The sequence below is a fragment of the Mesorhizobium sp. M8A.F.Ca.ET.165.01.1.1 genome (assembly GCF_004792065.1).
GTDB lineage: Bacteria > Pseudomonadota > Alphaproteobacteria > Rhizobiales > Rhizobiaceae > Mesorhizobium.
In genome coordinates, this window is record NZ_SRTH01000004.1 from 536,387 (window position 1) to 548,806 (window position 12,420).

The following is a 12,420-nucleotide window of genomic DNA, read 5'->3' on the forward strand; positions in this document are numbered from 1 at the left end:
TGCTACTGAAGCAAGAATTTACCCATGTCGTATATCGACGCGCGGGGACGAAGAACCACGACGATTCTCATCGCGACAAGCCAGCGGCATCAAGAATAGAGGATGAAAGGGCATTTGCAGAGCGCGGCGCTCCTTTAAATCCAGGGACAAAAACAAGGTCTTGGCTGCAAATTCCGCAAAGCTCGGACTGAATTCTGTCAGCGACACTCTTTTCGGGCTGATCGCCGATCTCAATTACTCGCGTCTGTTTCTCCATGAAAACTGAATTGTGCAACACGCTCCCGGTAAAGCCGATCAGCGTTTTTGCCCTCGAGATTGCCGCAACTTGGGCCTTCGCTGTCATATTTTGAGGGAGAATGGCCAGAACCCCTCGGTCGGCGAGCGCCTCATACACCGCTCTTTCTGAAGGATGCCACCGCCTATGATCTTCCGATCTCATGACCAGCACCGTTTCGTCGTGGCTGCTCTGGTTAAAGGTGGAGCGGATTCTATCGTATACGCTGGATATCGCCGGGTGGATTGAGGGACTCGCAGTCCCAAATGCAGTCAATCGCTGGGGCACGTAGAGAGACTTAGCCAAGACAGGCCTAGCGGTGACTATTATTCGGCGCTTACCCCATCCCGCTGCGTTCAGTATGGGCGCGACGTGTCTTTCATAGCCCGTTGTCCATTCGTTCTGTGCGGTAATCTCCCATGGCGAGAAGACGACCGGAACCTTCGGAAGTTCATTGGCGACCGCAGCGCTCGACAGCGTTTCGATCAGGAAATGGCCCCAAGCGTAAAAGAAGTGCCCACCATAAATCGCCTCTTCGAGTTGCAAGGGATCAACTGTCGGCTCAAGGTTTCGGGAAACCGGGATATCGGGTCGGTAGGTATACAGAGGTGACGCTGGTCGCAGGGAATGAAAAACGAGAGCTCCAGCGCTATCATATACCGCCCCCTTGTACGTCATTGTGGCTTTGTCGAAAACCGTCTCTGTCACCGTAGCATAAGCAATCGTGCGATAGCCGGGCTCCAGATCATGATGAAACGCCGACTGGACGGGTGACGATTCGTCAAAAACAGCGGGCGCGCTGGGCATGACAGAGGGAGAACGGCGTCCTCGAATGAAATGCAATATTCTAGACACGGGCGTCCCTGGTGCGCAGAAGGTCAAACTATAGATTTCGGTCTATGCGGCCGCGACTGTCTCCTAAGCCATCCGTTGTTCAGTCATATTCATGGCATCGACGGGGCCGGCCAAACTCTGCCGCAAGGAGGAAGGGGTGTGACCACCATATACCCGGTCCTCGACCGAAGCCCAGAGCGGGTTGTTAGAGTAGAGGGTATCAAGATCCTCGTCCGTAAACCAGAATCCAGTGTTTCTGACATAGGGTGGCGTGACATTGGATTTGTATCGTAATAAGGCGTCGGCAACGTCGGCTTGTGGCAGGTCGAACGCCTTCGCCACGTCGCCAGCTAGGTACTCTGTACGAATCCAGTGGTGGACGTCCATATTGAAGAGATCCATGTAATCATCGGCGCAATTGACGTAAGTTCCATCGAAGCATCGACCTCGGACAATCATCTCACGCGTAGCAACTAAGTGTTCGTTGCGCGTCGCCTCAAAGGTCGCCATGCTCACAATCCATGACGGCAGGCGTCGAATACAAGCGAACACCCGCTTGCCAGATGGGTCGAAACTTGGGTCGGCCTTTTGGCGTTCGGCTATAGTATGGTGCCAGCGACCAGTCGTATCATCGATATCATCGAACTCAATGGCCGGCCTGCCCTTTAGGAGGTCGCGCAGCGCTAACTCCAAGGTGGTTCCAGCACATTTGGGGAAATGAAGCCAGATAAAGTCTGGGCCGATGATCATGTCCGCTCCTGTCGCCTATCCCCCGATTCTTGGTATCGGCAATCAATAAAGCGATCAAGCGGATGAGGTCCCGTTCACAAGATTTCGGTTCCCGTTCATCCCTACAGCCAAAATAGCTTGGTGAGTTCTTCGTGAGATTGAAGGTCGCCGCTCTTCGTTAGCGCCAGCCGCGAGTAAAGTTCCCTGAGCGCCTTGCCGTCAACCCCCACGAACTCCCTTACGATAGAGAAGTAGCTATCGGAAATGGTTGACGAATTTGGATCTAGATTCGTAATAGCCACCAAGCCGGTTGGAGGACAATCCAGATACGTTATCTGCAGGTCGGATCTGTACTTCCGCAAGGCAGGAAGGACCTTCCAGACATCTCCCGTCCAGGCCCCATGGGCGTGTGCACGGCTCATCATCTCGGTTGTGGTAGGGAGGCAGTCATGCAGCAGGATAATGGAATTCTTCCTGCAATATCTTTCCGTGTTGGCGAAATCTCTCAGAAGGTATTCGAATCGATGCATTCCATCGAGGAATGCGAGTTCAATGGGACGTTTTAAGTAGTCAATCGGAGAGTGGTCACGAAAAAAATCATCGCTCGGCATCTGGAACATATGCAAAGAAGGCTTCGAGCCAATTACGTCCTCGGTAAGCCTGAATTGAGGATCGACGGCCACACTGGCGCATTTCATTGCCTTCAGGGAGATCCCGGCATCGGTGCCAATCTCGAAATATGCCTGGGGATTGAGGGATGTCCCAAGAATTTCTATCATCTTAGTATAAAATATTCCCCCATGTTTAATGAGGGTTCCATTCTGACCAATGCCAAATGCATTCACGGCGATAAATCCCTTTATGGACAATTTTAAATTACGCGTCTGGTTGCTGTATCGGAGGATCGCAACCCTAGAGGCGATCAGAGCTTATTGTTCAAAATGAACCTCGGTCTGGTTGCCGCAAACCGAATTTACTACCTAACCACCTTTCCAGCATGCTTGACTGGCTCTGTCGTGAGCGATTCTATCCGGCCGCTCTTGAGCGTCAATTTCCTCGTGCAGACGCTTTGTATGAGCGCTTCGCTGTGGCTGGCCAACACGATGATGCCGGCCTTTTCCGCCAGTTCATCCATGCGCCTTTTGGCTTTCTCTTGGAAGGAGGCGTCGCCGGCGCCGATCCACTCATCCATCAACAGAATCTCGGGATCGAGCGCGGTCGCCGCCGAAAAGGCCAGTCTCGCGGCCATGCCCTGGCTGTAGGCCTTGAACGGCAGGTCGATGAAATCTCCAAGCTCACTGAAGGCGATGATGTCTTCCATCTTCTCTTCGATCTCGGCTTCCGTCCATCCGCTGATCAACCCGCGCAGCACGATATTCCGGCGCCCGGTGGCTTCCCGGCGGAAGCCTATGTTGATGTTGAAGAGAGCGTCGACCTTGCCTTCGATCGCTACATTCCCCCCGGAGGGTTCGTAGATTCCATAGAGCACCTTGAGAAGGGTCGTTTTGCCGGCTCCGTTCGGGCCGACCAGGCCTAGCCGGTCGCCCGCCCTGAGTTCGAAACTGACGCCGTCGAGCGCCTGCACGAACTGCTTTCTGCCGGAGCCCTCGATTCTACCGCCAGGTCCACCCACGCGCCGATCCGGCGCGGACAGAGTCAGCTTGTCGTGCAGCTTGTAAACAAGGCTGACATTATCCAGCTTGATAGAGACCATGGAAAAACTCAGATGAGGAAGACGACTTGTTTGCGATATCGGCCGAGCAGCAGCAATGCTATCGCCCAGGTAACCAGGGATGCCATGATGGTTACTGCGAAAGCATGGGCCGGAAATTCTCCATTTATGATCGGCAGACGGACGATCTCCAGGAAATAAGTGAACGGATTCCATTCGTAGGCGTATTTCTGGATAGGGTCTTGGCCATTGTTCATCCAGAAGACAGGCGTGAAGAACATGCCGACGCGTAGCAGGTTGCCAACGATGAACTGGCTGTCAGGGAAGAAGGCTCCAAGAAATGCGAAGACAGTGATGAGAGGCGGAGTGGCGAACAAGATCAGCAGCAATCCTGCCAATGACCACAGCCATGGCATGCCGACGGCGGAGCCGCTGAATATTAGAATGACGACGCAACCTACGATCGCATAGCCCGCCCTGATGATGGACTGCAACGCCAGTCGCATCACATACACAAACAAGGGCAGCGTCGTGCCTTCGATGAAGCTTTCTTCGCGTTGGAAGAGCGCGACGCTCATGGACATTACTTCCATCAGGTAGAACCATACCAGAAGGCCGATCGCGACATAGGCGGAATACCCCGCGGCGTCCTTGCCTGCGGGCTGGAACACGAAAACGAACGTGCCTACGAAGGCAACGTAGTTGACCAGAAGCCAAAGCGGGCCGAGGGTCGTGCGCCTGTGCTGGTCGCCGATGTCTTCATGGGCAAGCGCTACCCAGACCCGGTGTAATTTCATGGCTTTTGAGATGTCGTCAAAAGCGCCGTTTAGTGCCGCAATCATAGCTGGGAGTATCGCAATCTGTTGTTTCGGCGCATTATCCTTCGCTGGCCATAGCGAACCACCAAGCCCGTCTCTAATAGACATTTCGGCGGGCATATGGCAACGCATTGCGTCGTAGCGAGGTCCAGCGCAGAGTCAACTGCGGCAAAACCGGACATATGCTGACGAGGGTGCGGCGGTTAATGAGCAATATTTAACTGTGGCTTCGCAAATTTTCCGCGAACCGGGCCTCACGCTTCCCAAAGATCACTCGTTCTCCCCAAAAAAACATCTGGCTATGCCCCGCGGCCCGCAGTATGCGATACAGCAGGCGGGGGCCGGAAATGCTACTTGGAAGTGTGACGGTCACGAATGGTTCTCGTGCTGACACTTTGCAGGTAGTCATGCCGACAGCCTGGAGTTTAGTACTGCCTAATGAATACTTCCCTGGAAGCTGTGTTCGGGCTCAGGCCACAGGTGCGGCGCGCCTTCATCATGGTCCAGGACGTGGTCATGGTCCTGGTCGCCGTGGCGCTCAGCCTTGTCCTGTCGCGGTCGGATCTTTCGTTCGGGGCGCTCTCCACTGAGGGCCTTGTCACCTGGGCCGGCATCGTTCTCATCAGCCATCTTCTGTTCAGATATTGCGGCCTCTACACCACGGTCTGGCGCTTCGCCTCGACGCCTGATTTCTTCAACATCCTGAAGAGCTGCGCGATCCTGACATTCGTGCTTTACGCCGTCTCGCTGGTCGTGCGCTTCTTCCAGCCTGTCGCGGGCCTCAACGAGCGCCAGTTCATCGTCTTCCTGCTCGTCTCCTTCACCATCATCTCGGCGCCCCGGCTGTTCTACCGCTTCCTGCGCGACGGCGCGAGCTGGGGCGTCCTGAACGGCAAGGCCGACACGGCGCGCGCCAAACAGGCCCTGTTCGTCGGGAGGCTGAGCGAGGCCGACCTGATCATTCGTTTCACGCGCACGGCGCAGCCCGCCGGCCATTCCATCGTCGGCATCATGGCGACCGAGCACGGCGCACCGCTCGGCACGCGCATTCAAGGGGTGCCGGTGGTGGCGACCCGGCCGCGCCTGATCGATGTGCTGGAGGACTATGCGACCGGCACCAAGAGCCTCGATCTCCTGATCTTCGGCAGCGGCGCCGAGCATGAGATCGAGGAATATTCGGAGCTTGTCCGCGTCGCGCGTCACGGCGACATCGGGGTCGTGCAGTTCGCGGGGCTTTCGCAGCTGGGCCAGGAGGGAAAGCTCGTTCTCGATGCCGTCGAGATGGAGACGATCCTGCGCCGCCCGACGGTGGCGTCCGACATCGAGCGCATCGGCGCCTTCGTCGGCGGCAAGCGCGTCCTGGTCACGGGAGGCGCCGGCTCCATCGGCCGAACGCTGGTCAAGCGGTCGCTGGAGCTTGGGGCCGACGCCGTGCTGGTCGCCGACAATTCCGAATTCGGCATCTTCCAGTTGAGCCAGTATATCGACGAGAAGCACCATGACCGCCTCAAGGTCCGCATCGTCGATGTCGCGGACCGGCGCCAGATGACGCGTGTCGTCACCGAGTTCAAACCCGACATCCTCTTCCATGCCGCCGCGTTGAAGCACGTTCCGCTGCTGGAGGAGAACTGGGAATCGGCTATCCAGACCAACGTCTTCGGCACGCTTGTCTGCGCCGAGGTCGCCGCCAGGTGCGGCGTGGCGCAATTCGTCATGGTCTCGAGCGACAAGGCCGTCGATCCGACGTCCGTGCTCGGCATGACCAAGCGGGCCGCCGAACAGATCGTCAGCGCCCTGCATGGGACACCGGCCGGCGAACCGGGCGGGCGCCGCCCCGCCACCAAGTTCATCGCGGTGCGCTTCGGCAACGTCTTCGGCAGCAATGGCTCGGTGGCGACCATATTCCAGGCCCAGATCGAGGCCGGCGGGCCGGTCACCATAACCGACCGGCGCATGACGCGCTATTTCATGACGGTCGCCGAGGCCGTCGATCTCGTCATCATGTCGGCGGCCGATGCCGCGTCGCGGCCGGCCGGCCAGGACTACGCCGTCTACATGCTCGACATGGGCAAGCCCGTGCCGATCCTCGAAGTGGCCGAAACGATGATCCGCATGGCGGGAAAAAGCCCCTATACGGACGTCCCGATCCGCTTCACGGGCATCCGGCCGGGTGAAAAGCTCCACGAGACCCTTCACGGCGAAGACGAGGAACTGGTTGAGCTCAGCATCGCCAAGATTTTTGGCCTGAGCACCGATGTCGCGCAGTGGTCGGATGTCCAGGCAGCGCTTGCAGCGCTGCAGCAATCCATGAAGAGCCAGGACAAGGCGGCCTCGCTCACCATCCTGGCCGATCTCGACCGCACGACGAAGACAAGGGCGAACGCGCAGCACGACGCGGTCCCGAAGACGGCCGGGCAGGCGAGCTAAAGCAATTCCAGGAAAAGTGCGCAGCGGTTTTCCGTCCGGAATTGCGTGAAGGCAAAGATGAGCAATTCCAGGAAAAGTGCGCAGCGGTTTTCCGTCCGGAATTGCGTGAAGGCAAAGATGAGCAATTCCAGGAAAAGTGCGCAGCGGTTTCCTCGCGCGGTAAGGCGTTTGACATCGGTGAGTAAGACAGATCTGCGCATTGCCGTCCTGATGGCCACGAAGGATGGCGCCGCCTTCATCGACGAGCAGCTGCGGTCGCTGCTCGCGCAGTCGTATCCTCTGATCGACCTTTGGATATCCGACGACGGCTCCGTCGATGGCACGGTTGCCATCATCGAAGCCTGGAAGCCTCGTTGGACAAAAGGTCGGATAAATCTCGTGGAGGGCCCGCGGCAGGGCTTTGCCGCCAACTTCCGGTCAATGATCCTCGACCCGCGCATCGATGCGGATTGCTACGCCTTCAGCGATCAGGACGATGTCTGGGAGCCCGACAGGCTGGAAAGCGCCCTTGTCTGGATGCAGGCATTTGACGCGGCGCAACCGCTGATGTCCTGCTCGCGAACCGCGACCATGACCGAAACCGGAAGCCTGGTCGGCCATTCGCCGCTGTTCAGCCGTCCGCCGTCCTTCCGCAACGCGCTCGTCCAGAGCATTGCCGGCGGCAACACCATCCTGCTCAACCGCGCCGCGCGCGATCTGTTGGCCAGGGCCTCCACCCGCACCGGTTTCGTCAGCCACGATTGGTGGGCCTATCTGATTGTCACTGGTGCCGGCGGTGTCGTCCGCTACGATCCGCGGCCACTGGTACGCTACCGCCAGCATGCGGCGAATCTGGTCGGCGCCAATGTATCGTGGCAGGCGCGGCTCTCGCGGCTCGGCCGCCTGTTCAAGGGCCAGTTCGCGGACTGGACCGATCTCAATCTTGCCGGCCTCGCCGTCAATCGCGATCTCCTTACGAAGGACGCACTGGCGTGCCTCGACCTGTTCGCGAACGGTCGGCAAAGTAGCCTTTTCCAACGCCTGGGCGCGCTGCGCAAAAGCGGCGTCTATCGACAGACTTTTGCCGGGACCCTTGGGCTCTATCTCGCCTTTGTGCTGGGTCGTATCTGAATATCGGGAGACCGCTTGGCGCGCTTGGTCAGCAAGGCGACCTCATGCTACGTCGACCGGATTGATGGGCTTCGCTCGTGGTTGCCGCGTGAAGCCCTGGCAGGGAGCCCATCGGCCACTCATGACGACAGCCAAGAAAATCTTCGATCTCGCCGGTGCGGCTGTGCTGCTGGTGGCAACCTCTCCCATCCTGTTGCTCGCCATTCTTGCCGTCCGCGCATCATCGCCCGGTCCGGTGATTTTTTCCCAAACGCGGATTGGCCGCGAAGGCGCGCTTTTTCGCTGCCACAAATTAAGGACGATGTACCAGGGAACGCCATCCTTGCCCTCGCACGAAACCCCCGCGAGCGCCGTGACATCGGTTGGAAAGAGCTTGCGGAAATTCAAGCTCGACGAATTGCCGCAGCTCTGGAACGTCCTTTGCGGCGAAATGAGCCTGGTCGGGCCGCGTCCCTGCCTGCCGACCCAGACGGAACTGATCGAATGCCGCAGGCGGCTGGGGGTTTTGCAGGCTCTGCCCGGAATGACGGGCTTGGCCCAGATCAGGGGCATCGACATGTCGAACCCGCGACTTCTGGCCGACACCGATGCCATCTATCTCAGGACCGCGTCGTTCTGGCTCGACCTTCGCATCCTGTTTGGGACACTCTATCGCGGCTGAGCAGGCCTGCTCCGGAAGCAGAGGCCGGTCCTTGGATCAGGGTCAGACAGGAAGCCGGGGCCTTCGGAACCGCGCCATCTCGGCCAGCCGCTCCAATGTCTCGGTTTCAGGCGCCCAGCCTTCCGAGGCAAGGAGCGAAGGGTCGCATATCTGGGTCGCGGTCAGGCTGTCCCAGAACGTCCGCTTGCCGAGCAGTATGGCGGCCGCCCGCATCGGTCCGGCCGGCATTGTCACCAGGCGCTTCGGTCTGCCGAAACCGCGGCGAAAGGCACCGATGATGGCAGCGACGGAAACCGGCGGCACGTCGCTGGCGGTATAGATCGGACGAAGCGGCTGCGAATGGCAAAGCAGATGCCACACCGCCCCCGCCGCCGATTGCGATGACAGCAGCGAGCGGTTTGCCGTCAGCGCGCCTGTCGGCATCGGCAGAGCCGTATCGGCGAGCCGCATCAGCGTCGCCAGGTTTCCTTTCATGCCGATCCCGTAGACCGGAGGCAGCCGCAATATGGCGGCGGCGTCGGCACGGCCGTGCGAGGCATAGGTGCCCAATAAGGCAATTTCTGCTTCGCGTTTCGAGCGCCCGTAGGCGTCCTGCGGTTCGGGGACTGTGTCTTCGTCGATCGTTGCGCTGGCACGCGCACCGATCACGGCCCGGATCGAGGAAAGATGGATGAACCGTCCGCTTGCCTGCGCGGCGGCGGCATGCGCCAGGCGCGCGCTCAATTGCGCATTGGCTGCCAGAAAGTCGCCTTCGGTGGCGTTGCCCTGGTCATTGTTCAGACCCGCGCAATGGACGATATCCGTAACATCCCTGGTCAGCGCCAGGAAAGCCGGGGCAGGTGCATCGAACGCCGGCATCGGCATGGCGTCGGAGCCCGCATCAAGTCTCTCCGGCTGGCGGGAGGCGAGGCGAAGCTCGACACCGGCCTGACGAAGCCGATGGACCACCTGGCGGCCGATGAAGCCCGTCGCGCCCGTAACCAGGACTTTCATTGTCTTGCCCGCACCGGTTACTGGACGACTGGCGGGGGGGCCAGGCTTTCCACCGCTGGTGGAAGGGCTTGCCTTTCCACCAGCGGTGGAAGGGCTTGGTCTTCCACCAACGCAGCTTGGCGGCCACAGGCAAGATATGTTCCCGACACCAGGAAGATCATAAAAACCGAGTCCAGAATGTCATGGCCGATCAGGATGCCCGTCATTCCGGCGGTCAGATAGGTGATCACGAGGGCGACGATCATGGTGGCGCCGAACCGCTCGACCGGATCGGCGCTGTCGCGAAGGACCCGGGCGGCATTTCTGGCGGCAACCACGAAGATCGCCGCCAGCGTCACCGCACCCAGGATTCCCGCTTGCACCAAGGCGGTCAGGAAGCCGTTGTGGAAATGATTGAAACCTTCATCCATCCCGAACTGATCCTGAAAACCCTGCTTGATCAAGAGCCGGGTGGTACCCACGCCATGTCCGAAAAATGGCATCTCCCGAAATGCCTTCAGCCCGATATCCCAAAGTGCGACGCGCGATCCCAAAGCTGTCGTGTGGTCACCACGGGTCAGCGCATCCCAGTCCGAGTGCAGAAATGCGACACGCCCCGCTATCGTCTGGGACCCGAAAACCGCGATCGTGGCTGCGATCGCGGCCAGCAGCAAAAGTACGCGAACGGCATTTCTCCCTCTCAGCTTCTGCTGGTTGATCAGCAGAACGGCGATACCGGTAATCAGCAGTGCCAGCCAGACGATGCGGGTACCGGAGTAGATGATGGCGATCGTTCCGCCGAGTGCAGCGCAGATAAGGGCGATCCTGTATCGCTCTATGCCGGACAGGGCAGCGGCCACGCAGGTCACCACTGCAAGGCAGAGGACCTCAGCGAACACGATCGCATTCCCGGCCCCGCCCTCGGCGCGTATGCCAAGCCGATATTGCTGATAGACCGCCAGCAGCAGCGCTCCAAAACAGGCAGCCATGCTGGCCACCACAATGATGCGGACGAGCGTTGTCTTTTGCGTAATGCTCCAGGTCGAATAGGAGATGGGAAAAAACAGAAAGGTGATCAGCGGAACAAGATGCCGCGCGTCCGTGACGATCACGTGGTTGACGAGGGACGCCAGGACGTTGCTTGCGCAATAGGCATAAATCGCGATCGTCAGCGCCATCATCGCCCGGTCGACATTGAAGCGTCTTCTCTTCAAGGCGATCAACAGGACGGACCACAGGCCACCGCCATTGAACACGAAGCTGACCACCGACCCCAGGACCGGGGGAGAAAAGAAACAGAGAATGGAGAAGTAGATATTGATCCGCGAAGGCGTGAACTGCTGCCTTATGAATGAAAGCCGGTTCAATTTTCGGACCTGCTATTCTTGAGAAATTTTATGCGGCACATCATGTTTGGTGAAACCGAATGTGCTCGCTTCGAAATTGCCCATGCTCCATCACGCACTTGCCCGCTCTCGAAAAGCGTATAGCGGCTGGGTCGCTGCTTCGATAGTGCGCCCGGATCGATCGCCGCCGAAATCCGGCAGTTGGGGACCGTTGACTCCTGCAGCGTCCCCGCACAACTCTCTCACAGGCAATATTTTTCCTGCCTTTTCCCGACCGGAGGCCGTACAAGCAGAAATTTCCGGGTTTTGCCACAAGCATGGAAAATTCATTCCCGAACGAACCGCTGCCGGGCTCCTCCTGCATTGTTCTGGGCCGTTACGATCTGCTAGAACGCCCGCACGAAACACTTTGTCCAGAAGCGAAGCTTGAACCGGGCGTAAAAGGCTCGATGTTTTGACGTAGGATCTTCTGTTGCAAGGCACGAGAGAACGCTCACGGTCCATGATATCAGCGCTTACGCATCTGCAGCGGCTTGAAGCCGAGTCCATCCACATATTCCGCGAGGTCGCGGCTGCCTTCACCAAGCCGGTCATGCTTTATTCCGTCGGCAAGGATTCGTCGGTGCTGATGCATCTGGCGATGAAGGCGTTCTATCCGGCCAAGCCGCCATTCCCCTTTCTTCACGTCGACACCACCTGGAAATTTCGCGAGATGATCGCATTTCGCGATCAGATGGCCCAGAAGCTGGGTTTTGACCTTCTGGTTCATGTCAACGAAGACGGCGTGCGCGACAACATCAATCCGTTCGATCACGGTTCGAACACCCACACCCATGTGATGAAGACCGTGGCGTTGCGCCAGGCGCTCGACAAATATGGCTTCGATGCCGCCTTTGGCGGCGCCCGTCGCGATGAGGAAAAGTCGCGCGCCAAGGAGCGCATCTTCTCCTTCCGCAATGCCCAGCATGTGTGGGATCCGAAGAACCAGCGGCCCGAAATGTGGAAGATTTTCAACACGCGTATCGCGCAGGGTGAATCGATCCGCGTCTTCCCCTTGTCGAATTGGACCGAGCTCGACATCTGGCAGTACATTCTGCAGGAAAACATTCCGATCGTGCCGCTCTATTTCGCCAAGCGGCGGCCGGTCGTCGAACGCAATGGCATGTTGATCCTCAAGGACGATGATCGCATGAAGCTGCTCCCCGGCGAGGTCGTGGAGGACCGCCTGGTGCGGTTCCGTACGCTTGGCTGTTATCCGCTGACCGGCGCCATCGAATCCGACGCCGACACACTCGAAGCCATCGTTGGCGAGATGCTGACGGCACGCACGTCCGAACGGCAGGGTCGGCTGATCGACCGCGATGAAGCCGGTTCGATGGAGAAGAAGAAGCGCGAGGGGTATTTCTGACCATGCGCCACATCATGGCAAAGAGCCTCGCTCCAACGGACGGCGTCCGCGACTATCTGGCGGCGCAAGAGAAGAAGTCGCTGCTGCGCTTCCTGACCTGCGGTTCGGTCGATGATGGTAAGTCGACGTTGATCGGTCGGCTGTTGTCCGACACCAAGCAGATTTTCGA

At 58.7% G+C, this 12,420-nt stretch carries 11 protein-coding genes and 1 pseudogene; 5 read left to right on the plus strand and 7 right to left on the minus strand.

Annotation, left to right across the window (positions count from 1 at the left end; genetic code table 11):
- Positions 1–67: 67 nt before the first annotated feature.
- From EN808_RS15790 to EN808_RS15810, 5 genes are all read right to left on the minus strand, one after another.
- Positions 68–1,081 carry a glycosyltransferase family 61 protein gene (locus tag EN808_RS15790; RefSeq protein ID WP_135916301.1) on the minus strand — a complete coding sequence of 338 codons (1,014 nt, stop codon included), beginning with the start codon at positions 1,079–1,081 and terminating at the stop codon, positions 68–70.
- Positions 1,082–1,192: 111 nt separating this feature from the next.
- Positions 1,193–1,858: a hypothetical protein gene (locus EN808_RS15795; RefSeq protein WP_135916302.1), complete on the minus strand. Its 666-nt coding sequence runs from the start codon at positions 1,856–1,858 to the stop codon at positions 1,193–1,195.
- Between the two features lie 101 nt (positions 1,859–1,959).
- Entirely contained in the window at positions 1,960–2,682 is a 723-nt protein-coding gene (locus EN808_RS15800) for a class I SAM-dependent methyltransferase (RefSeq protein WP_135916303.1), read from the minus strand.
- Between the two features lie 131 nt (positions 2,683–2,813).
- Positions 2,814–3,551 (minus strand): ABC transporter ATP-binding protein, encoded by a 738-nt coding sequence (locus EN808_RS15805; protein ID WP_135916304.1) that lies wholly within the window; start codon positions 3,549–3,551, stop codon positions 2,814–2,816.
- An 8-nt stretch (positions 3,552–3,559) separates the two neighbouring features.
- Positions 3,560–4,447, minus strand: coding sequence for an ABC transporter permease (locus EN808_RS15810; protein ID WP_245525079.1), 888 nt, complete (start codon positions 4,445–4,447; stop codon positions 3,560–3,562).
- A gap of 318 nt (positions 4,448–4,765) precedes the next feature.
- Between EN808_RS15810 and EN808_RS15815 the strand changes: the two genes are divergently transcribed.
- The 3 genes from EN808_RS15815 to EN808_RS15830 all read left to right on the plus strand — a co-directional run bounded on the left by EN808_RS15815 (position 4,766) and on the right by EN808_RS15830 (position 8,525).
- Positions 4,766–6,754 (plus strand): nucleoside-diphosphate sugar epimerase/dehydratase, encoded by a 1,989-nt coding sequence (locus EN808_RS15815; protein ID WP_245525080.1) that lies wholly within the window; start codon positions 4,766–4,768, stop codon positions 6,752–6,754.
- A gap of 177 nt (positions 6,755–6,931) precedes the next feature.
- Entirely contained in the window at positions 6,932–7,864 is a 933-nt protein-coding gene (locus EN808_RS15825) for a glycosyltransferase family 2 protein (RefSeq protein WP_135916305.1), read from the plus strand.
- 121 nt (positions 7,865–7,985) lie between these two features.
- Positions 7,986–8,525, plus strand: a complete 540-nt coding sequence (locus EN808_RS15830) for a sugar transferase (protein WP_127279446.1) — start codon at positions 7,986–7,988, stop codon at positions 8,523–8,525.
- A 42-nt stretch (positions 8,526–8,567) separates the two neighbouring features.
- On the opposite strand, the gene EN808_RS15835 is transcribed toward EN808_RS15830, so the two are convergent.
- Positions 8,568–9,518: an NAD-dependent epimerase/dehydratase family protein gene (locus EN808_RS15835; protein ID WP_135916306.1), complete on the minus strand. Its 951-nt coding sequence runs from the start codon at positions 9,516–9,518 to the stop codon at positions 8,568–8,570.
- A gap of 17 nt (positions 9,519–9,535) precedes the next feature.
- Positions 9,536–10,864: an O-antigen ligase gene (locus EN808_RS15840; protein WP_135916307.1), complete on the minus strand. Its 1,329-nt coding sequence runs from the start codon at positions 10,862–10,864 to the stop codon at positions 9,536–9,538.
- A gap of 481 nt (positions 10,865–11,345) precedes the next feature.
- Between EN808_RS15840 and cysD the strand changes: the two genes are divergently transcribed.
- Both cysD and cysN read left to right on the plus strand, forming a co-directional pair.
- Entirely contained in the window at positions 11,346–12,251 is a 906-nt protein-coding gene (cysD, locus tag EN808_RS15845) for a sulfate adenylyltransferase subunit CysD (protein WP_127279443.1), read from the plus strand.
- Between the two features lie 2 nt (positions 12,252–12,253).
- Positions 12,254–12,420 (plus strand): annotated as a pseudogene (cysN, locus tag EN808_RS37785) (sulfate adenylyltransferase subunit CysN); the annotation flags it as partial.

What these genes read in the sequence shown, in the direction of transcription:
- EN808_RS15790 (WP_135916301.1), bottom strand. Translation starts at nt 1,081, where the DNA reads ATGCCCAGCGCGCCCGCTGTTTTTGACGAATCGTCACCCGTCCAGTCG.
- EN808_RS15795 (WP_135916302.1), bottom strand. Translation starts at nt 1,858, where the DNA reads ATGATCATCGGCCCAGACTTTATCTGGCTTCATTTCCCCAAATGTGCT.
- EN808_RS15805 (WP_135916304.1), bottom strand. Translation starts at nt 3,551, where the DNA reads ATGGTCTCTATCAAGCTGGATAATGTCAGCCTTGTTTACAAGCTGCAC.
- EN808_RS15810 (WP_245525079.1), bottom strand. Translation starts at nt 4,447, where the DNA reads ATGCCCGCCGAAATGTCTATTAGAGACGGGCTTGGTGGTTCGCTATGG.
- EN808_RS15815 (WP_245525080.1), top strand. Translation starts at nt 4,766, where the DNA reads ATGAATACTTCCCTGGAAGCTGTGTTCGGGCTCAGGCCACAGGTGCGG.
- EN808_RS15830 (WP_127279446.1), top strand. Translation starts at nt 7,986, where the DNA reads ATGACGACAGCCAAGAAAATCTTCGATCTCGCCGGTGCGGCTGTGCTG.
- EN808_RS15835 (WP_135916306.1), bottom strand. Translation starts at nt 9,518, where the DNA reads ATGAAAGTCCTGGTTACGGGCGCGACGGGCTTCATCGGCCGCCAGGTG.
- cysD (WP_127279443.1), top strand. Translation starts at nt 11,346, where the DNA reads ATGATATCAGCGCTTACGCATCTGCAGCGGCTTGAAGCCGAGTCCATC.